Genomic DNA, 21,776 nt, shown 5'->3' with positions numbered 1-21,776 from the left:
CGGCTTGGGTCGCTATTGTCGTTTTAACTTGTGTAACAGATCCGCTTTGACCTGCTGGGCGCTGGGCGGATCCATCGGCATGCGCAGCATCCCCTGAGACGCTTCCGGCAGATGGGCCGGCGCGCTGCCATCATGATCAAACACGTAATGCTCAAACTGCGCCTTCCAAGCCTGACGCTGCTCCGCCGGCAGGTTACGCAGGGCCAAGATGGCGTGCTGTAAGGCGTTTTCCGGCCGCCCCAGGTAGCCTGGGGTATCCCGCCACCAATGGGTCAACAACACATTCAGTGGCGCCCGCCCCTCGACGTGATGCCACCACATACTGGGCAGATACAAGACGTCCCCCGGGGCCAGCACCGCCTCGGAAGCCACCGCCAGCGCTTCGGCGAAGCGGGGGAAGCGTTCAAGATCCGGATTGGCCAGCTCCACCATGCTGATCGCCTGGCCACCGGGGGCAAACTCCAAGGGTCCGACGTAGAGGTTGTCCACCTGCTCCGGAGGGAACAAGGTGAAGACCCGCTCCCCCACCAGGTTGCAAGCCAGGTTCTGGGGAAAGTCGTAGTGGGCCGCCACCCGGGTCTGGTTGCCCAGCCACAGGTTGCCGACCGGATTGACACCCCCAGGATTGAGGCTGTGCTCTGCCACCATGGTGGGGAACCACTGAGCCAGGTTGGTGGAGCCCATGTAGATCCCACAGGGCTCCGACTTTTCCATCTCTGCCGCCAGGGCGGACAACAGCTGGCCCAAGGTCAGGTGACCGGCCTCGTAGTTAAAGCCATCGACGCTGTCGTTATAGAACACCCGACCACGATGCTCCGGGGCCAGACGGTAGGCGGTGATGGGCTGGCCTGTGTAGTGGGTCAGCAGGTAATCCATCGCTGCCCGGTCTGAGTTCAGGCCGGCCTGGACCAGGGGCCAGTGGCGGCAGTAGCCCTCCAGCACCAGGGGGCTGGTCCGCGACTGGATCAGCGCATCCAGATCGGATATTTCGCTGCCGTTGATCCGCTCTACCGCTTTCATCACCGCCTCCGGACTTAGCTCAGCCGCTGGTTGACCCGGTTCATCAGGTCTCGCACGTTGGATTGGGAGGCCAGTGCCATGTAGATGGCCTGCAGGTAGCCCTGTTTGTGCAGGCTATCCAGCACCTCGGCAGAGAGGCTCTCCAACACCGGCTCGTTGATGGTGTAGAAGCCGTGCATACTGTGCTTATCGCCGTTATCCAGCTCGATCTCCAGGGTGAAGGACTCGAGCAAGTCGTGCTCCTGCAGCAGCTCGACAAAGGCCTTGCTGTCCTCCAGACCATGGTGGATCACCTCCAGCATGTCGGCGACCTCCTCCAGGTAGGGCGTGTTGCCGCCGTAGGGGTGGAACAACGCCTCCCCTTCGGTCTCACTGATGCGGGGGCTGTCCATATCGATGTGGATCACCCGTTGAGTAAAGGCCTCACCGGCATCGTGGATCCGTTGCTGGCCGATCAAGAAGGGCTGACGGCGTACGGTCAGTGGAATGTAGGAGGCGTTCCAACCCTGCTCATCCAGGAACAGGTTCTCGTTGTGTTTGAGGCCAAACAGCGCCACACAGTGGAATTGGCCGGTCTTAGGATCCTTGTGGAAGAACACCGGGTAGTGGGCCTGTACGCTGCGAAACTCCTGCGGAAAGGTGAGGGTAAACCAGATGTTGTCCCCATAGGCCTCACCGTACTGGGTGACGACCTTAAGATCCTTGTGTTCCGCACTATTCAGTAAAACGTGGTTGCCCATGACTCTCTCCCTGATATGGCACTGTCTAATCGTTATATTTTGTTGAAGCCGTACTGGCTTACCTGGTCCAGCAACGCCCGGTTGCTGGGTAACAGCCGCTGCAGTTTGGCGACCTGTTGTTGATTCTCATCAAATAGCCGTCGGGCTAATGCCTTGTCGGACGGCTTCATTAGCGCCATGGCCTGGGTTTCAAAGCCCATGCCATAGAGCACGTATTGGTAGCTGGCGGCGGGGAACAGCGGCTGCTTGATGGCGACGTCCTGGTCCCCCGGTGGCTGGTACTGCCACAGGTCCAGCTGCTCCAGCAGCGAGTCCGGGCAGGTACTGGGGTCACGATGATCGCGCCAATACGCCCCTTGCTCCCGTCGACTGAGCACATAGTGCAGCTTGAGAAACTCGATGATCTGATGCCAGTGCTGGCGATAGCGCCGGTTCATCCGTTGGGCCAACAGCGGCATCGCGGCCCGATCCCGGGGGAACTGATCCGCCAGCGCGTTAGCTGTCCATTCGATCAGCGCCAACGCCGAGGCTTCCAGCGGCTCAATAAAGCCGGCGGCCATCCCCACCGCCACACAGTTGTTTTGCCAGCACACCTGGTGGTGGCCGGGACGGTACTGGATGATCCGAGGGGTCAGGCCCTTGGGGATGCTACCACCGAGGTAGTGCGCCAGATGCTGCTCCGCCTGCGCCTCGCTGCAGTGATCGGCGCTGAACACAACGCCGACGCCACGGCGTTTGGGCAGGCCGATGTCCCAGATCCAGCCATGTTCAGTGGCGGTGGACAGGGTACAGGAGGCAATGGGGTCATCCGCGCGTTGATAAGGCACCTGCAGCGCCATCGCCCGGTCATTGAACAGCACCGACTTCTGACTGATGTAGGGCACCTTCAGATGTTGACCCAGCAACATGGACTGGCGACCGCTGCAATCGATAAAGAGATCGCCCTCAACAGCCCCCTTGCCCTGGGTGATCACCTGGGCGATGTCACCACTGGGGTGGGACACCACCTCGACAACATGATCCTGCAGATGGGTAACCCCCAGCTTTTCGGTGCAGTGGCGTTGCAGTAACTGACCGAACTTGGCGGCATCCAGGTGATAGCCGTAGTTAAGATGAAAATGGTACTCCGGGGTGGTCAGGGTCTTGGGGGCCAGACCCGCCTGGCTGATCGCCTCCTGGGCGCATACCGCTTCCGAGAAGGTGACCTGTTCGCGAAAGGGCAGCCAGAAATCGGCCAGGTTCAGCTGGTTTTGCCCCTGGGGCAAGGTGAAGGGGTGCAGGTACTGATCGGACACCCCCTCCTGCAAACGACGAGCATCGTCCAGGCCCCAGTGGCGAAAGCGGGAGCCCTGCTTAAAGCTGGCATCGCAACAACGAAGAAACTCGGTTTCCCGGATCCCGATGGTCTCCAGGGTGGAGCGCATCGACGGCCAGGTCCCCTCGCCTACCCCCACGGTGGGGACATCCGGCGACTCGATCAGGGTAATGGAGAGCGGCGGTGTGGGCGCCAAACGGCCCTGGTCGGCGTTGTGCTTGGCCGCCAGCACGCCAGCGGTCAGCCACCCGGCGGCACCACCACCGACAATCACGACACGTTGAATCGGATTTTGCATCTCTGGTTATTCAACCCTACTGCAGACAAGCGTTGCGTTTGTGGCATCCAGGCCACAGACGACCGGCGAGCGGCCCAATCCCAACGGAAACATTCCGCCATGAAACCGCTTACATTTATTTATCCACCTTACTACACACCATTAAAAACACAAACCGATAGAGGCGTCTAGGAAAGGAAAACCCGAGCTGGTCTGATCATCACCGCCTGGCCAGTGCAAATCCCCTTGTCGGCGGAATCAGCAAGGCGGTTCTGGGCCTGAGCAAACCACCCTGAAGACAAAAATGGACTTGGTCCTAGCCCGCAGCTGAACTCCATGAAAACTATTGTTGATAGCAGCTCATCGTGCCCCGCCAGCACTTCGCCGACTTGGCCGTTCCTGTGCATCCATGCACTCACGGCATTGATGCATCCTGCATGACAGGTCGCCCAAACGTAGTGGCCCAAGGCCAGGTCGAAGGCCTGGATGGCCTGAGTGGCTTGCGGAGACAAGGATGTCGACTCAAGCCAGAGCCGCAGACTTGGGGCATGAAAGTGCAGGATAGCGACGACTGGAGGCAAACGGGGGTTCCAAGGGGGCGGAACGCCCCTTTGGTTGCTGCCGGCAACCCGGCAACCCGGCAAAGCTATTAGCAAAGAGAATTTAGATCATGAGATCAGCTGGAATACCAGTTAACTCAAATAGAAACAAAAAAAGAGGCAACGATAAACGTTGCCTCCCAAGGAGAGTGACAGAGTCACACATTAGAAGGTGTAGCGAGCCCCCAGGGCATAACGGGCGCCGGTCTCGGTGTAGTTCAACACCTGGTAAGAGCTGCGTCCGTGTACTCGGGTTTCCTCTTCGGTCACGTTGATCCCTTCCAGGAAGACGGTCAGGCCATCCACGACAGGGATGTCGTAGCTGACGTTGAAGTCGATCTGGGAGTAGGCCTCGGTGTACTGAGGGTTGGCACCGGTGTCTTGACCGGTGGAGTTGAGGAACTCATCCCGCCAGTTGTAGGCAACCCGCACCTGGAAACCGTAGTTCTCGTACATGGCCACCAGGTTGGCGGTGTCCGAGATACCAACAATCACGTTCTGCGGGTCATCGCCCGGGCGGTTGAGGTTGAAGTTGTTGTACTCTTCATCCGCATTCACCAGGGTGTAGTTGGCCTGGAAACCAAAGCCGGTATCACCGAAGAAGTGCTGCAGTGCGAATTCCCAACCATCGATGGTCTGCTCACGATCATCGTTACTCGGACGAGTAATCAGGAACGACATGTCCTCATCATTCGCACCACCGGTGATCTCGATGTTGCCGTTGGCCGGGTTCATGGTGACGTTCGGATCCGGGTTAGCAGAGTTAGGACCGTAGTTGTCGAAGATCCACTGACGCTGCTCGATGGCGGTGGTGGCACCGGCGGCGATCGCTTCATTGACGTACTGACCGTTGGAGGGGTCGGCGATGCCGAAGGATTCCTCAAACGGGGTAGAGTCGATGAAGTTGGTCACCTCTTTCATGAAGAAGCCCACGGACACGTAGCTTGCTTCAGTGAAGTACCATTCGGCCGACAGGTCATAGTTGGTGGATTCCAGCGGCAGCAGCCCCGGGTTACCACCGTCACCGCTACCGCCACCCCGGTTGGCCAGGGTACCCAGTACTGTACCGCCCTGGATGGAGGTGTAGTCCGGACGACCAATGGTCTGACTGTAGGCGGCACGTAGGTAAACGTCGTCGATCACCTCGATGTTGAAGTTGACGTTCGGCAGCCAGTAGTCGTAGTTACCGGTGGCGGTATCAAATACCGAACCGTCCGCGTTGAGGGCGATCTCGGTCTCCGCAATCCAGGTAGCCGTGGTGTAGTTGGTCACCTTGGAGGTGGAGGTGACATCGGTATCCTCGTAGCGAACACCTACGTGGAAGTCGTACGGACGAGAACCCAGTTCCCCTTCCAGGTTGTACTGGAAGTAGGCAGAGAGCGACTCCTCCTCGGTGAAGCGGTCAATATCGTAGTTGGTGGAGGGGCAGAAGCCGTTGCCACAATCACCCACCACGCTGGAGTCGTAGTTCTCCGCAGCGAAGGCACGCACCGCCTCGAAGTCCCACATGAAGATGGTGTTCAGCGGCGTCGTGCTGGCATCACCCTGGTAGTCAGAGAAATCGCCCATGGAGCCATCGAACTTGTCCAGAACGGTATCCGCCGGGAACCAGGCCGGGTCCATATCGCCCGGGGAGCCTACGCCACCCCAGTCGTTACGCTGGACGTTCACTTCCTGGGTGTGGTTGCTGACGGTGGTCAGTGCCACACCGAAGTCGATGCTGCTGCCGCCTTCACCGATGTAGTAGCTGCCGTGCAGCTGCCACTGCTCAATCTCAGCACGGTTTTGCGCATTACCGAACACAGAGCCGGTCACCACCATATCAGTGGGCTCCAGCGGCTTGTCGGTACCCACTGCCAGCACCGGGATATCACCGGTGAAATCGGTGGCGGAGCTGTTACGGATAAAGGCCGCGGTACTGAGGTTGGCGTTGCTGCCCCAAGGGCCATTCGGGGTCTGCTCGGCGTAGGAGTCGTGGTAATCCAGCTCCAGGCTCAGGCGGTCGTTAACATCCCAAGTGACGTTAAAGCCCAGGGAGCCACCTTCATCACGGGTCGCGGAATGACCGGCCGCCATGGAGAGGTCAACACCACCGCCCGGGTAGAGCTCGGAGTACACCAGCGGGGAAGATACCGGGCCATCGCTCCAGGTGCTCTGGCTGGGCACAAAGTTGTACCAGGCAGACACGTCGTTGTGCTGGGTGTCGACGTCGTTGCGCATGTAGGTGTAATCCACCGTGGCGCGAACGGATTCGATCGGCTCGTATTGCAGTACCAGCTGGCCGTTAAGGCGCTCACGCTGCTGCTCTTCGAAGCGGTAGATGGTGGTCTGGGGAACGGAGTAAACGTCGTCATCGCCGGGGCGATTGATCTGGTTGTCGTCCTTAGGTACCCCACCCCATTCGGCGTTGTTACCACTCCAGTCCTGATCAACAACACCCGGGAAGCTACGCCAGCCGGTGCCCACCTGGGCCTGGCGGTTGCCACTTTCCCGCTCCTGGTAGCTGGCAGAAACCAGCACACCGAACTTGTCGTCAGCGAAGGTGTTGGAGTAGAGAGCAGAGAGCTCAGGGGTGATGGAGCCGTCCTCGGCGGAGGTATCATCCAGCGCTTTCACACCGAAGCTTGCCTTCATGCCCGGCGCGTTGAGCGGGCGCTGGGTCAGCACGTCGATGGTGGCACCGATGCCGCCGGTGGGGTTGTGGGCGGTGCTGGTCTTCTCAACCACCACGCCGCTGATCGCCTCGGAGGCGATGTTATCAAACTCAAACGAACGCGAGCCGGTGGTTACCGGCATCTGGCGACCATTGAGCAACACCAGGTTCTGATCCGGACCAAAGCCCCGCACGGTAACCCGGCTACCCTCACCGTTTTGACGGTCGATGGCCACACCGGTGATACGCTGCAGCGATTCCGCCAGGTTGGAATCGGGGAACTTACCGATGTCCTCTGCGTTGATGGTGTCGACGATGCCGTCAGAGCCGCGCTTCATGTCCATGGACTTGACCACACTGCCCCGCAGACCACGTACCTCAATTACCTCTACGTTGTCGGTGGAGCCCTCTTCTTCGGCGTGTGCAGGTGCCATGACACCTACGCCCAAAGCCAGCGACAGACTGGTCGCCAGCTTGGTCTTCTTAAAGGTAACAGACGTCATCCCTTCTCCCCTGTTGTGTCGTCTCAGGTACAACCTTCTGATTATTTGATTCGTTTTGAACACGCCTCTACTGCCCTGTCGGCTGTTCAGTTCAAGTCAGCGCCGAGTGAAAGCGCTTACATTCACCCTAGATGGGAAGCGCATTCATGTCAATAAATTATTGATTGTTTGTGTTAAATTGTTGCAACAATGATAAATGACTGATTTTTATAAGGAATGCAGGAAAGGACACCACCAAATGGGGGTATCCAATTCATAAATCTGGGAAAATGACGCCAGTTCAGACCGTGTGCTGGCGTCAGATGTGGGGAGTTGTTAAGGCGTCTTCACCGCGGTGGAGCCCCGGGGGATCAGCGTTGGCATGAATTCAAAGGCGATGGCCACATCCACCTGGTAAACGTGTTTGAGTACCCAGTGGGCCGCCATCTTGCCCATCTCATGGATGGGGTTGCTGATGGTGCTCATGGTGGGCGAGATGTAGCGCGGTAAGGGGTTGTTGTCGTACCCCATCACCGAGATGTCGCCAGGTACACTCAAGCCACGCTCCAGGCACACCGCAATGGCACCGGAGGCCATGCGGTCGTTGGCACAGACAACCGCGGAAAGCGGTACGCCCCGCTCAAGCAGGGCTTCCATCGCGGCGGCGCCACCGTCCTCGGCAAAGTCGCCTTCGACGAAATAGCGCTCATCATAGTCAATGCCCGCCTCGGCCAGGGCCCGCTTATGTCCGGCAATACGCTGGCGCACATCGAGCTTGTAGAGCGGCCCAGAGACGTAGGCGACGTCACGATGGCCCAGAGACACTACGTGCGAGGTGGCCAGGTAACCCCCCTGCTCGTTGTCCAGGTAGATGCAGCGGTCCTGAATGGCATCGATGTAGCGGTTGATCAGCACGATGGGGGTGCGGCCCTTGGCCAGCTGCACCAGGTACTCATCAGTGACCGCCTCCACGTCCAGCACCAGGGCATCACAGCCCCGGTCCAGCAGGAACTCGACCCCATCCTTCTCCAGCGCCTCATCAGAGCGGCCGGCAGCGATGATCACGTGCTTGCCAGCGCTGCGCAGCGCCTCCTCGATCTGCTGCATCATGGTGCCGTAGTAGGGACCCTCCAGCTGGGACACCAAAACGCCGACACTGTCAGAACGATTGGACGCCAGTGAGCGCGCGGTGGCATTGGGCCGGTAATCCAGCTTCTCCATTGCCTCCAGCACCTTGAGCCGGGTTTTCTCGCTGACCTTGGCGTTGTTATTAACCACTCGCGACACCGTCGCCAGCGAAACACCCGCCATCACAGAGACGTCGTAGATGGTAGCCATACTCTCCCTATTCACCACCGTTGAATTTTCGGACGCAGTCTAACACTCAGTTAGCGTGCCACACTATTGGTTTCCAGGGTCATCTGGGCCACTTTCTGGTTGTCCAGCTTGTACCAGCGCATCACCACCGCCACCACCAGCGAGCCGATGGCCGGGTAGAGGGTAAAGGAGATCAGGATGCCATGCAGTGCTTCGGGCGTTTGCACCGAGTCCGGCTGATAGCCGTAGCCCGCCAGCAGCCACCCTGCCGCCGCACCGCCCACCGCCAGGCCCAGCTTGATGAAGAAGATCACCGAGGAGTACACCAGGCCGGTGATCCGAACCCCGGTCTTGTAGTGACCGTAGTCCACTGTGTCCGCCATCTTGGCCCAAAGCAGCGGCGTGGCCATGTTAAACAGGCCGCACCAGAGCATGTAGGCACCCACCGCCAGTACGAATTGGTCGCCCTTAATCCAGTACGCCAGGACACAGACCACCGCAGCCAACAGCTGCAGGCTGATGTAGGCCTTCACCTTACACACCCGCTTAGCCAGCGGTTGCGCGGCCATACAGCCAAAGATGTTGGCCACCATCCCTAAGGTGATGAACAGGGTGATCATATCCGGTGCACCCAGGTAGTACTGGACGTAATAGATAGCCAAGGTGGTTTTGAGCACGTTGCCGGTGAGCAGGAAGAACGCCGCCAGGCAGAGTACCCGCCACTGATCGTTTTGCCACAACGAGCCAAACAGGGTCTTGAAGCTGCCATTTTGCTCCGCCGGCGGATGCAGCCGCTCCTTGGTGCCCTTAAAGCAGAGAAGAAACAGCACCACACCCAGACAGCTCATCGCCAACATGGTCAGCTGATAGCCCTTGGCCCTGTCGCCCTGGCCAAAGAAGTCCACCAGCGGCAGGGTCAGGCTGGAGACCAGCAGGCCACCGAGCATGGCAAAGACAAAGCGGTAAGACTGCACCGATACGCGCTCTTTCGGATCGTCGGTGAGCACCCCACCCAGGGCGCAGTAGGGAATATTGATGGCGGTGTAGGCCATCATCAGCAGGGTGTAGGTGACAAAGGCGTAGGCCATCTTGCCGTTCTGAGACAGATCCGGCGTGGTAAAGGCCAGCACGCTGATCACCCCAAACGGCAGGGCGAACCACAACAGGTAGGGCCGGAACTTGCCCATCTTGGTTTGGGTTCGATCTGTGATGCTGCCCATCAGCGGATCGGTGACGGCGTCCACCACCCGGACCAGCAGGAACATGGTGCCGACGAAGGCCGGCGAGATCCCGAAGATATCGGTATAGAAGAAGGTGAGAAACAGCATCACCGTCTGAAACACGATGTTGCTGGCGGTATCCCCCAGCCCGTAGGCGATCTTCTCTTTTGCACTTACCATTGCGACGTCCCTGTTTTACTTATTGTTATTCTGTCAGTCCCGCTCACCGATAAAATCTCGGTAGGCGTAGCCACTGGCCTTGATGGTGCGCTGCTGGGTGTCGTAATCCACCCGCACCAGGCCAAAGCGCTTGAGATAGCCTTCGGCCCACTCAAAGTTGTCCATCAGGCTCCAGGCGAAGTACCCGCGCACATCCACACCTTGTGAAATGGCGCTGTCCACGGCAGCCAGGTGGCCTTGATAGTACCGGATCCTGTCCTCGTCTGGCACCTCCCCGTCCACCACCTGATCCGCCATCGCGGCGCCGTTTTCGGTGATGTAGATGGGCGGCAGGCGGTAGCGCTCGTTCAGCGATACCAGCAGGTCGGTGAAGGCTTGGGGATAGATCTCCCAGCCGATGTCGGTACGCTCAACCCCTTCGACGATGACCGACTCGTAAGGGGCGGAATCGGCGGCACGGTACATCTCACGGGTGTAGAAATTGACCCCAAGGAAGTCCAGCGGCTGAGCGATGATCTCCATGTCGCCCGGTTGGATCTGCGGCTGCACCGCCTCAGGCAGAGACTGGATTATCTCTGGGTACTCACCATCGAACAGCGGCTTGATATACCACTGGTTGATGTAGTCGTCGGCGTAGTCCGCCGCCGCCTTGTCAGCGTCGCTGTCGGTCAACGGGTAGCAGGGGGTGAAGTTCAACACGATGCCATTGAGAGCGTTAGGCGCATTGCGCTGCAGCACCGGCATCGCCAGGCCATGGGCCAGCAGGATATGGTGCGCCGCCTGTCGGCCTTTCGCGGCTGAGGCTTCACCGGGGGCGTGAATGCCCACCTCGTAGCCCAGGTAGGCACTGCAGAAGGGTTCATTGAAGGTGGCGTAGGCGTGAACACGGTCACCGAATAGACGGGTTACCTTATCGGCGTAATCACGGAACTGGTAGGCAGTCTCACGGTTGAGCCAGCCGCCCTGATCTGCCAGGTGCTGGGGCAGATCCCAGTGATAGAGGGTGACATAGGCCTTAATGTTGCGCCGATTCATCTCGTCGAGCAGGTCCAGGTAGAACTGCGCCCCGGCCTCGTTGACGCTGCCATCCTGGTGCAGGATCCGCCCCCAGGCGATGGAGAAGCGATACGCATCGACCCCCAGCGACTGGATCAGGTCCAGATCCTCGCGCCAGCGATTGAAGTGATCGCAGGCGACCTGGCCATCGGAGCCATCCCGGATCTTGCCCGGTGTGGCGCAAAAGGTATCCCAGATGCAGGGCAGACGATGTTCGGCCCCCCCTTCGATCTGAAATGAGGCGGTGGCCACCCCATAGGTAAAGGCTTTGCGTCGCATCGGCGAGCTGTGTGGCAAAGAGAGCTTCATGGCGTAGACCGTTCCTTTTCCTTTCCATCGCAGCCGCGCTTTGGCCTGGCGATGTGGCTATCTGGTTCTGATGCTTATCCCGGTATCAGAGCGACGCACAGCCCAAATGAAGAATCCCCTTCACCGTCGTCTCTGCTGGGTTTGCTGGTCGGCGTTGACAATACGACAACATTGCACCAACAATGAAAGCGCTTTCATGAGACTAAGGGGTGTCGATATGAAGGTCAACAAGCAAATGAAAATGATTGTTAACTCACTGAATTAATTTAGTCTGGTGCCCAGCCCCTGGATTTGGGGTGCCATTTTTAAGGACCACACCGGGATACCACGCCGGCGTGTAAGGAAGAGGACCTCTATGAGCTCGCGCATTCATGGTACCGCAGTAATGGTGGCACTGCTGCTGTCAGGCTGCAGTCAAACCGAGTCCGGCAACGACGCCCCTCCGGGCAACTCCCCCAACGGCTACCTGGTTGATGGCCAAGCCACGGACATCAACCTGTGGCCGAAGATGGGTTCGCCGCTGCAACAGGATGACGCCCTGGAGCAGCAGGTGGAGAATCTGTTGGCCACCATGACGCTGGAGCAGAAGGTCGCGCAGATGATCCAGCCGGAGATCCGCGACATCACGCCCGAGGAGATGCGCGAGTACGGCTTTGGTTCCTACCTCAATGGCGGCGGCTCCTTCCCGGATGGCAACAAGCACGCCACCGCCCAGGACTGGATCGACCTGGCCGAAGCGATGTACCAGGCCTCCATCGACGACAGCCTGGATGGCATCGCCATCCCCACCATGTGGGGTACCGACGCAGTGCACGGTCACAACAACGTCATCGGTGCCACCCTGTTTCCCCATAACATCGGCCTGGGTGCGGCCCGCAACCCGGATCTGATCCGGGACATCGCGGCGGTGACGGCAAGGGAGGTGATGGTGACTGGCATCGACTGGGTGTTTGCGCCGACCGTCGCGGTCGCGATGGACGAGCGCTGGGGTCGAACCTACGAGAGCTACTCTGAGGATCCGGCACTGGTACGGGACTACTCCGCAGCCATCGTCGAAGGCCTGCAGGGTGCGGTGGATGACGACTTCCTTTCCGATCAACGGGTGATTGCCACGGTGAAACACTTCGTCGGTGACGGTGGTACCGAGGGCGGTGATGACCAGGGTGATAGCCTGGTCTCCGAGCAGGAGCTGATCGAGGTGCATGGTCAGGGTTACGTCGGTGGCCTCGGCGCCGGCGCACAAACCGTGATGGCCTCCTTTAACAGCTGGCACGGCAAGAAAAACCACGGCAATGCCTACCTGATGACCGACGTGCTTAAGGCCCGCATGGGCTTTGACGGCCTGGTGGTTGGCGATTGGAATGGCCACGGCCAGGTTGCCGGCTGCAGCAACGAATCCTGTCCTCAAGCGGTTAACGCCGGCCTGGATATCTACATGGTGCCCACCGACGCCTGGAAGCCGCTGTACCACAACACCATCGCCCAGGTGCAGTCCGGCGAGATCGCCCAGGAACGCATTGATGACGCGGTACGCCGGATCCTGCGGGTGAAATTCCGTGCCGGCCTGTTTGACAAGCCCAGCCCGGCCCAACGCCCGCTGTCCGGCAAGACCGAGCTGATCGGCAGCGCCGAGCACCGCGCCGTGGCGCGTCAGGCCGTACGTGAGTCTCTGGTCCTGATCAAGAATAACGACGACCTGCTGCCGCTCGATGGCAGCCAAAAGGTACTGGTGGCCGGAGACGGTGCTGACAACATCGGCAAGCAAAGCGGTGGCTGGACCATCACCTGGCAAGGCACCGGCAACCAGAACAGTGACTTCCCCGGTGGCACCTCCATCTACCAGGGCATCGCTGAGGCCGTCGCTGCCGCCGGTGGCGAAACCCAGCTGAGTGTCCAGGGCGAGTGGCAAGGTGACGACCGTCCCGACGTCGCCCTGGTGGTGTTCGGTGAAGAGCCCTATGCCGAAGGCAACGGCGACGTGGCCAACCTGGAGTACCAGCGCGGTCAGAAACGTGACCTGGCCCTGCTCAAGCGCCTGCAGGCGGAAGGGATCCCGGTGATCTCCGTGTTCCTCACCGGTCGCCCGCTGTGGGTGAATCCGGAGCTAAACGCCTCCGACGCCTTCGTGGTGGCCTGGCTGCCGGGCAGTGAAGGTGCCGGCGTGGCGGATGTGTTGGTTCGCGACCCGCAAGGCCAGGTACGTCACGACTTCACCGGCACCCTGCCCTTCTCCTGGCCCAACGCAGTGGACGATAATGTCGCAATGCGCCAGCAAGCGGACAACGCGCCGCTGCTGCCGGTCGGATTTGGCCTCAAGGCCGGCCAAGCCAGCACCCTGGCCAACAACCTGTCCGAGGACAACGGCCAAGATCCGAGCCAGTTGGCGAGCCTGGTGCTGTTCGAGCAATCCGCCAAGTCCCCCTGGCAGATGGCACTGGGTCAATGGGGCGAAAACGGTCCCAGCACCGCACCGATCCGCAGCAGCCAGCAATCCAACGCTGCGGTGACCATCAGCACCCAGGACCGCGACGTCCAGGAAGACACCCGCCTGCTCGCCTTCACCGGTGAAGGCACAGGCTGGGCCATGCTGGGCACCAACTTTGCCGAAGACCTTCGTGCCCACATCGAGGCGGGCTCCGCCCTGACCGTAGAGCTGCACGCGGCAGCACCGCTGACTGGTCCGGTGCAGCTGGGTATGGTGTGCGAAAGTGGCGCCGAGTGTTGGGCCCAGGTGGAGATCCAGCCCGCCATCGACGCCCTGTCACAGCAGTGGGGCACCGTCAGTGTCGATCTTGCCTGCTTTGCCCAGCAGGGCATCGATTTTGGCAACGTGACCTCCCCGTTCCTGCTGGCCAGTGGCACTGAGCAGCAGGTGAGTTTCGGTAAAGTCGCCCTGGTGCCGCAACAGGCCCAAAGCGCCGACGTGCGCTGCGAAACCCCGTAAACTCAGTTTGTTGGCGGCGGCAGCCTGGCCGCCGCCAACACTGGCTCGTCCACTTGTCACACATTTCCTGTTATCTTTCCTAACGTTAACCTCTGAAACATCGAATAGTTAGGAGTCATCATGTCGCTCTCCACCTTGATCTTCCCCGCCCTGCTGGTGGTGGTGGTTCTTTACCTAATCAGCATCTACAACAAACTGGTGAGCCTGAAAAACCGCCATCAAAACGCCTTTTCCCAGATCGAGGTTCAGCTCAAGCGGCGCTATGACCTGATCCCCAACCTGGTGGAAACCGCCAAGGGCTACATGAAACATGAAAAGGACACCCTGGAAGCGGTGATCAACGCCCGTAACCAGGCGATGGCCGGCCTGCAAAGCGCCCACGACAACCCCACCGGTGCCGCCGCGATGGCCCAGCTGGCCGGCGGCGAGAGCGCACTGACTGCCGCCCTGGGCCGCCTTAATGTGGTGATGGAGGCCTATCCAGAGCTCAAGGCCAACCAGAACATGATGCAGGTCTCCGAGGAGCTGACCACCACCGAAAACCGCGTCGCCTTTGCCCGTCAGGCCTTCAACGACGCCGTCACCGCCTACAACAGCTACAAGCAGCAGTTCCCACCGGTGCTGTTCGCCAGCATGTTCGGCCACGATGACGACGCCAACCTGCTGGAGTTTGAGGACAGCGCCGAGATCCAGGCCGCGCCCAAAGTACAGTTCTAATGGATTTCTTTGCCCAACAGGAGCAGGCCCGCAAGCGTACCGGGTTGCTGGTGCTGCTGTTTGTGCTCGCCGTCCTGGCCATCGTGGTGGCGATAAACACGGTGATCGCCCTGGTGCTCACCTTCGATAACACCGCTCCAGGCCAGGCCAGCAGCCTGAGTCAACAGCTGCTCTCCCCCACCACGGTGACCATCTCCGCCATCATCATTGTGGTGATCGCCCTGGTCAGCCTGTTCAAGTGGCTGTCATTGCGCGGCGGTGGCGCGGCAGTAGCCGAGTCGCTGGGAGGCCAACGGATCAGCGCCAATACCGACGACCCGGCCGAGCAGCGGCTGCGCAACGTGGTGGAAGAGATGGCATTGGCCGCGGGTATGCCGGTGCCGCCGGTTTACCTGCTGGCCCACGAGTCCGGGATCAATGCCTTTGCCGCCGGACATGGCCCGGCGGATGCGGTGATTGGCGTCACCCGTGGCTGCATGGAGAAGCTCAATCGTGAGCAACTGCAGGGGGTGATCGCCCACGAGTTTTCCCACATCCTCAATGGCGACATGCGACTCAACCTGCGCCTGATGGCGGTATTGGCGGGGATCCTGTTCCTCAGCCAGATGGGCGAATTTATGATGTACGCCCGCGGTCGCAGCAAAGAGTCGAACCAGGCTGCGCTGATCGGCCTGGCGGTGCTGATCCTCGGCAGCATCGGCGCCCTGTTCGGCCGCGCTATTAAGGCCGCCGTCAGCCGCCAGCGTGAATACCTGGCGGATGCCTCCGCGGTGCAGTTCACCCGTAACCCCAGCGGCATCGCCGATGCCTTGAAGCTGATCGGCGCCGATGCGCGCCACAGCAGCATCGACCACCCCAAGGCCAGCGAAACCAGCCACCTGTTCTTTGGTGCCTACAACGCCATGACGGGCATGCTTTCCACCCACCCGCCACTGGAGAAGCGGATCTACGCCATTGAGCCGGGCTGGGACGGCAAGTACGCCCCGGTGGTGCAGCGGATGCAGCAAAGGCAAGGGCGCAGTGCCAGCCAAAGTCCCACCCCGAGAGCCAAAGCGCCACGCCAGGAGGTGTTCAAGCAACTGGTGCTTGGCGCCGCCTTGCTACAGCAGCTGCCCGCGCCGCTGACCCAACGCGCCCGTGAGCCGGAAGACGCCCGTGAACTGGCCCTGGCCCTGCTGTGGCCCGGCGCCAGTGGTGACACCATTGATGGCATCGCTCCAGCGGTACGCCGCGGCATTGACCGCTTCCGCGAGGCACTCGAGCCACTGTCGCCCCAGCAGCAGTTGGGCCTGCTACAACTGGCTTTGCCTGCGCTGAAGCAGTTGTCAGAGCCGCAGTTGGAGCAACTGATGTCGCAGCTAACCCAGTGCTGGCAGCGCAAGCCGGAAGGGGTGCTGCGTTGGTCCGTTTGGCAGTTGCTGCACCATTACCTGGTGGATCAAACCGCCCCCCGCGCCAGTCAGGCGCAGCGCCGGGCGGCGGCAGAAACCATGCTCGGTTTGCTCGCCCATGTTGGCCATGACAGCGATGAGGAGCGCAGCCGCGCCTTCCACCGCGGTACCAACAGTCTGGGGGATTACCTGGCCAAGCTGCCGGAACAGGCCCCTTGGCAGGCGGCCGAGCAGCAATGGGCTCACCTGCGGGGCTATACCCCGGAGAAAAAACGGCGGGTAATGCAGGCGTTCCGGCTCTGTGTCGAGCACGATGGTGAGGTCACCGAAGCCGAAGCAGTGCTGCTGCAGGCCCTGGCCCTGATGCTGGACGCCCCGGTGATCGATTCCCTGGATCCGAAACACTGACAGAGACCATGAGTTCAAACCCAACCTACCCTTCAGCCTGGCACTGCCACACCCTGCAGTGCGGCCCGGATTCCCTTCGGCTTTGCGAGTTCGGCGGCCAGGTACTGAGCTGGTGCAGCGCCGGCAAAGAGCGCCTGTGGCTCAGCCCCTTGGCAGACGACAGCGGCAGCAAGGCGATCCGCGGCGGCGTGCCGCTCTGCTTCCCCTGGTTCGGTGGACGGCCCGGCCTGCCCAGCCACGGCTTTGCCCGTACCCGGCGCTGGCAACTTCTGCGGCTGGAACAGGGCGAGCAGCAAGCACAGGCAAAACTGGCCTTCAGCGAGGACGACCACACCCTGGCGCTCTGGCCTTATCGTTTCCAACTGACGCTGACCGTCACGCTGCGCCCGGGCGAGCTTGACCTTGCCCTGACTCTCCACAACACCGGCACAGAGAGCTGGGATTTTACCGCTGCTCTGCACACCTACCTGGGGATGGCACCGGACACCCCGCTGCCTGAGTTGGTTGGTCGCCACTACTTCGATAAGCTCAGCGACGGTCAGGACAAAGAGTTCCTCCAGCCGATAGCGCCAAACCCCATCGATGCCATCGTGCCGGGTCTGGGGCGCATCGACGCGGCTGGCCTGTCACTGCACAATCATGGCAGCGACGCCACGGTGGTCTGGAACCCCGGTCCCAGTGGGGCCAAAGCCCTGGCCGATGTGCCCGACGCCGCCTTTGCCGAGTTCCTTTGTCTGGAGAGCGCGGTGGCATTGCAGCCGGTGACACTGGCCGCCGGCGCCCAATACCAGCTTGGCCAGAGGCTGCGGCTGGGCTAGGCTCGGCCCCTTCCCAAGCCCCTCTGAGATCAGTACCCTATCGAGACGCCAACTTTTGCAGCAGAAAATATACAAAATGCGCCAGGGAAGCCCCATCGTCCATAAAACTCGCACCCAAGTGGTGGTCGAGGTGCTCAGGGAACGCATCCTCTCCGGCGACATCCGTGCCGGTGAGCCGCTGCGTCAGAGCAACCTGGCGGAGGAGCTCAACGTCAGCCGTATCCCGGTGCGTGAGGCGCTGCTGCAACTGGAGGCGGAGGGACTGGTTCGCTTCGAAGCCCACAAGGGAGCCACCGCCACCGAGCTCTCCATCACCCAGCTGGAGGAGCTGTTTGAGCTGCGCGCCCTGATTGAACCGGGCCTGCTGGCCCGATCCATCCCGCAACTGACCGCCACCCACCTGCAGCAGGCCGAAGCGCTGCTGACCCAGCTGGAAGCGACGCTGGAGCAGGAGGAGGACGCGGTCAACAGCTACAGCGAGCTCAACAGCCAGTTTCATCTGAGCCTCTACGCCGGGGCTCAGCGCCCCCATACCCTTGAAGTGGTCAAGGGGCTCAACACCAATGCCGACCGCTATATCCGTCTTCAGCTGTTGCTGGCCGGGGGGATCCCCAAGGCGGAAGAGGAGCATCGCCAACTGCTGGAGCTGTGCCGAAGCGGCCAGGCTGAGCCCGCCGCGGCATTGTTGAAGAAACACATCCAGACCGCCGCTGCCGGTGCGCGCCGCTTGGTTGCCAAGCACTTCGCCGACAGCAGCAAGCCCGAATGAAGGTCACTACACTAACAAACGGCTATTTCACGCCTATCTAGCTCAGGAGTTGTACATGCTTTGCGCCGAAATTACCGGCTGGGGGAAATGCTTACCCCCGGCGGTACTGACCAACGACGATCTCGCCACCATCATGGACACCAGCGATGAGTGGATCCGCACCCGTACCGGGATCGGTGAGCGTCGCATCAGCCACGTCGGCACCGCCGAGATGGCCACCGTTGCCGCCAAGCGTGCCCTGGCCGCCGCCGGGCTGGACGGAGCCGATCTGGACATGATCATCCTGGGTACCTGCAGCCCGGATACCCTGATCCCCAACATCGCCGCCAGCGTGCAACAGTCCTTAGGAGCGCACTGCGCCGCCTTTGACATCAACGCCGCCTGCTCCGGTTTTCTCTATGGCCTGGGGATGGCCAGCGCCCAGATCCAGAACGGCCAATGCCGTCGCATCCTGGTGATTGGCGCTGAGCGCCTCAGCTTCTACCTCAACTGGACCATGCGCGACACCGCTGTGCTGTTTGGTGATGGCGCCGGTGCGGTGATCCTCGAGGCCAAGGAATCCGACACCCCGGTGGGCGTGCTCAGCTACGCCATGCACAACGACCCCACCGGCCGCGAGCACCTCAAGGTATCCGGCTTTGGCACCGAGATGGACCGCTTTGACGCGGAAGCAACCGAGTTCTTCCTGCAGTTCAATGGCCGTGAGATCTTTAAGCGCGCCGTGGCGGGCATGGGCCGCCTAAGCCAGCAGGTGTTGGAGCGCGCCCAGGTAGCTCCAGCGGAAGTGGATATTGTCGTCCCGCACCAGGCCAACGTTCGTATCATCGACACCCTGGTGGCCAAGATGGGCCTGCCGGCGGAGAAGGCGTTCGTTAACATCGAGAAGCACGGCAACACCTCGGCCGCCACCATCCCCATGGCCCTGTGTGATGCCCTGGAGCAGGGCCGCATCGCCCCGGGAGATACCCTGCTCTCCTGTGCCTTTGGCGCCGGCCTCACCTCCGCCGCCGCGCTGATCAAATGGGGCGATCGCACCACCCCCATCGATCACAGCGATGCCGAGCTGCCGCCTTGCGAGCAGACGGCTCTGGAGTTGATCGCCGAGGCGGTTGCCAACCAGAAGGCCAAGCTGGCTGAGTAACGCCGCCACCGACAAAAAACGGCGCCCAAGGGCGCCGTTTTTGTTTGCTTTGCCGGTTACAGCACCTGCTCGGTGGTCACCAATGGCAAGCGGGTGGAGACCGCGTGCAAAGCAATGTTGTGGATCATCTCATCCACCGTGGTGCAGCAATCCATCAGGATGGACACCTCATATTGCTCCGCCGCTTTGGAGATGGCGGTATGGGTCACGCAGTTTTGGGTCATCATCCCGCACACCAGCAGTTCGTCGACGCCGTGCGCCTCCAGGGTTTTGGCCAGGTTGGTCTGCTCAAAGCCATCGGCAAAGCGCTTCACGACCACCTCACCTTGCGGTGCCGCCGCCAGGATCTCCGGGTGGATGGCTGCCCCTTCCGTGCCTTCATTGAAAAAGGGCGACAAGCCAAGGGCGGGATCGGCAATGTGCTGGATGTGGATCACCGGGATCCCCTGTGCCTTGGCCCGCTCGATGGCGACTTTGATGTTCGCCAGGGTCTGTTCGGTGTTCCACAGCGGAAACTTGCCACCGGGGAAGTAGTCGTTCTGCAGGTCGATAACTAACAGGGCTTTCTGGCTCATGCTCGTGCTCCAATAGGGGGAAGTGGCTCGACAGCGGTCGACAGGTAAAGTCGAAAGGTATCCGCTGTGGTTTGAGAGCCAGTATGACGTGGTTGTCTCCGCAGCACCGATGGCTAAAATGACACAAAAGATGCCAAAAACGACAAACAGCGATGAGCCAGATAACCCTTGGGATCTACAGCTACCCCAACGCCGCTAAGTCCGCGGTGTATGGACTGGAGGAGGCATTCCAGTTCGCCAACCTGGCCTGCCAGGAGCAGGGACTGGAAACCCGCTTTGCGCCCCGTGTCCTCACCGAAGCCACTGCGCCCAGCGGCTTCCAGGTGCTGCTGTTGCCACCGGCCATCGACAGCGAGTTCTACCTCAATCCCAGTCAGGAGGTCTTGCAGTGGCTGCAGAACTTACACCAGCAGGGCACCGTACTGGCCTCTGCCTGCGCCGGGGCCTTTATCCTCGCCGGTACCAACCTGGTACAGGGGCGCACCCTCACTACCCACTGGGGCCTGGCAGAGCGTTTTGCCCAGCAGTTTCCCAATCAGCCTTTGGACATCAACGCTATCCTGGTGGACCACGGTGATCTGATGAGTACCGGGGGCATGATGTCCTGGCTTGATCTGGCACTGGAGCTGATCGCCCGCTACGCCTCGCCCTCGGTGATGCGTCAGGTTGGCAAGATGCTGGTGGTGGACACCGCGCCGCGACAGCAGCGCTACTACCGTCAGTTCAACCCGGACCTGCACCACGGCGACACCGCCATCGTGCAGCTGCAGCAGTGGCTGAATCTGCACCATGCAGAGCCGTTCTCTTTACAATCTTTGGCTGATAAAGCGGCCATGACCGAGCGTACCCTGCAGCGCCGCTTTCTCAAGGCTACTGGTCACAACCCCAATCAGTACCTGCAACGGCTCCGAGTCCAGAGAGCCTGCGATCTGCTGGAAACCACCCCCCTGCCCTTTGAGACCATTGCCAGCCAGGTGGGCTACGGCGACGCCAGCGCCTGCCGCAAGGTGTTTATCAAACTGATGGGCCTGACCCCCAGCGCCTTTCGTCGCCGCTTCAGTCGCCAGCCCACATGACTTAGCTGCAGCAAAAGCACTAGGCTAGGGCAATCGACATTCCATTTGTTGACGCCAAAAGGCATTCACTGAGATGAGATCCCAACTCCGGTTATTGGCTTATGTCCTCTGTTCCACTTTGTTCGTCCCGGCTCAGGCAGACAGCACTAACGCGCGCTGCGAGCTCCAACCCGACGATGCTGAGCAGGCGCCAGTGACCCTGGATTGTACCTTCAGTCAGCGCCAGGGCTACATCACCATCGCCCGCAGCGACGGCGTTGAACACCAGCTGACCCCCACTGGCGATAGCCCGGGCAACTTCGTCGACCAGAACGGCAGCCCGGTGTACCGGCAAAGTGGACTGGGCGATCAGGGTCTGATCTTTCGCTTTCCCGCAGAGCGCCTGTTGGTCTACTGGCAGGCCGAGACTGTACCAACCAAGGCCAGCAAAGAAGCCAGCGCAGCCTCGCCGTTCTCGAACAAGGAGTACGATGCCACCACGCAACTGGCCTGCCGTAGAGAGGCACAGCAGACATATGGGCAGTGCCCCGCCGCCGTGCTGCGCATGGAGGACAAGCAGGCCAGCGTGGTGGTACAAAGTCCCAAAGGCGAGGTGTTTACCCTCAACTTTATGCGCGATTACATCAACGCCACCAACCGAGCGGTGGAGGCCAAACAGCAAGGCGATAGCTGGGTGGTTATCGTCGAGGGTGAGGAGGAATACCGGGTGCCACTTGCCTTCATCGAGGGCAGATAGCTTCTTCACGGTGATGAGGACGATAACGTCAGT

Annotated in this window: 16 protein-coding genes; 8 read left to right on the top strand and 8 right to left on the bottom strand. The window is 60.7% G+C overall.

All coding sequences use genetic code 11. From position 1 onward, the window contains the following. Positions 1 to 12 precede the first annotated feature (12 nt). From BUC04_RS19465 to BUC04_RS19430, 7 genes are all read right to left on the bottom strand, one after another. Entirely contained in the window at positions 13 to 1,020 is a 1,008-nt protein-coding gene (locus tag BUC04_RS19465) for a cupin-like domain-containing protein (protein WP_067664857.1), read from the bottom strand. A 14-nt stretch (positions 1,021 to 1,034) separates the two neighbouring features. Continuing rightward, on the bottom strand, positions 1,035 to 1,760 hold the full coding sequence (locus BUC04_RS19460; RefSeq protein WP_067664855.1) for a SapC family protein: 726 nt from the start codon (positions 1,758 to 1,760) through the stop codon (positions 1,035 to 1,037). A gap of 32 nt (positions 1,761 to 1,792) precedes the next feature. Beyond that, positions 1,793 to 3,373 (bottom strand): tryptophan halogenase family protein, encoded by a 1,581-nt coding sequence (locus BUC04_RS19455; protein ID WP_067664853.1) that lies wholly within the window; start codon positions 3,371 to 3,373, stop codon positions 1,793 to 1,795. A 743-nt stretch (positions 3,374 to 4,116) separates the two neighbouring features. Next, positions 4,117 to 7,107, bottom strand: a complete 2,991-nt coding sequence (locus BUC04_RS19445; RefSeq protein WP_067664850.1) for a TonB-dependent receptor — start codon at positions 7,105 to 7,107, stop codon at positions 4,117 to 4,119. A gap of 315 nt (positions 7,108 to 7,422) precedes the next feature. Next, positions 7,423 to 8,424, bottom strand: coding sequence for a LacI family DNA-binding transcriptional regulator (locus BUC04_RS19440; protein WP_067664849.1), 1,002 nt, complete (start codon positions 8,422 to 8,424; stop codon positions 7,423 to 7,425). 50 nt (positions 8,425 to 8,474) lie between these two features. Beyond that, the gene (locus BUC04_RS19435; protein WP_067664847.1) at positions 8,475 to 9,803 is read right to left on the bottom strand and encodes a glycoside-pentoside-hexuronide (GPH):cation symporter; all 1,329 of its coding nucleotides are present in this window, start codon (positions 9,801 to 9,803) and stop codon (positions 8,475 to 8,477) included. A 33-nt stretch (positions 9,804 to 9,836) separates the two neighbouring features. Further along, complete coding sequence (locus BUC04_RS19430) at positions 9,837 to 11,168, bottom strand: GH1 family beta-glucosidase (protein WP_067664845.1); 1,332 nt, start codon at positions 11,166 to 11,168, stop codon at positions 9,837 to 9,839. Between the two features lie 355 nt (positions 11,169 to 11,523). On the opposite strand from BUC04_RS19430, the gene BUC04_RS19425 reads away from it, so the two are divergent. The 6 genes from BUC04_RS19425 to BUC04_RS19400 all read left to right on the top strand — a co-directional run bounded on the left by BUC04_RS19425 (position 11,524) and on the right by BUC04_RS19400 (position 19,356). Further along, positions 11,524 to 14,112, top strand: coding sequence for a glycoside hydrolase family 3 protein (locus tag BUC04_RS19425; RefSeq protein ID WP_067664842.1), 2,589 nt, complete (start codon positions 11,524 to 11,526; stop codon positions 14,110 to 14,112). A 120-nt stretch (positions 14,113 to 14,232) separates the two neighbouring features. Next, on the top strand, positions 14,233 to 14,829 hold the full coding sequence (locus tag BUC04_RS19420; protein ID WP_067664840.1) for a LemA family protein: 597 nt from the start codon (positions 14,233 to 14,235) through the stop codon (positions 14,827 to 14,829). Continuing rightward, the gene (locus BUC04_RS19415; protein ID WP_067664838.1) at positions 14,829 to 16,628 is read left to right on the top strand and encodes a M48 family metallopeptidase; all 1,800 of its coding nucleotides are present in this window, start codon (positions 14,829 to 14,831) and stop codon (positions 16,626 to 16,628) included. Before BUC04_RS19420 ends, BUC04_RS19415 begins: the two co-directional genes overlap by 1 nt. An 8-nt stretch (positions 16,629 to 16,636) precedes the next feature. Continuing rightward, entirely contained in the window at positions 16,637 to 17,446 is an 810-nt protein-coding gene (locus tag BUC04_RS19410; protein WP_067664836.1) for a D-hexose-6-phosphate mutarotase, read from the top strand. 76 nt (positions 17,447 to 17,522) lie between these two features. Continuing rightward, entirely contained in the window at positions 17,523 to 18,215 is a 693-nt protein-coding gene (locus tag BUC04_RS19405) for a GntR family transcriptional regulator (protein ID WP_067664835.1), read from the top strand. A gap of 55 nt (positions 18,216 to 18,270) precedes the next feature. Beyond that, a complete protein-coding gene (locus tag BUC04_RS19400) occupies positions 18,271 to 19,356 on the top strand; it encodes a ketoacyl-ACP synthase III (protein WP_067664834.1) in 1,086 nt (361 codons plus the stop codon). Positions 19,357 to 19,412: 56 nt separating this feature from the next. On the opposite strand, the gene BUC04_RS19395 is transcribed toward BUC04_RS19400, so the two are convergent. Then, entirely contained in the window at positions 19,413 to 19,931 is a 519-nt protein-coding gene (locus BUC04_RS19395) for a cysteine hydrolase family protein (RefSeq protein ID WP_067664832.1), read from the bottom strand. Positions 19,932 to 20,083: 152 nt separating this feature from the next. Here BUC04_RS19395 and BUC04_RS19390 point away from each other — a divergent pair, with 152 nt between their 5' ends. Both BUC04_RS19390 and BUC04_RS19385 read left to right on the top strand, forming a co-directional pair. Beyond that, complete coding sequence (locus tag BUC04_RS19390; protein WP_067664830.1) at positions 20,084 to 21,007, top strand: GlxA family transcriptional regulator; 924 nt, start codon at positions 20,084 to 20,086, stop codon at positions 21,005 to 21,007. Positions 21,008 to 21,080: 73 nt separating this feature from the next. Next, complete coding sequence (locus BUC04_RS19385; protein ID WP_067664827.1) at positions 21,081 to 21,743, top strand: hypothetical protein; 663 nt, start codon at positions 21,081 to 21,083, stop codon at positions 21,741 to 21,743. Positions 21,744 to 21,776 lie beyond the last annotated feature (33 nt).

The organism is Ferrimonas marina (assembly GCF_900129905.1).
Classification (GTDB): Bacteria; Pseudomonadota; Gammaproteobacteria; order Enterobacterales; family Shewanellaceae; genus Ferrimonas; species Ferrimonas marina.
Note: the sequence above shows the minus strand (reverse complement) of the source record. Positions and strands in the feature narration are given on the sequence as shown.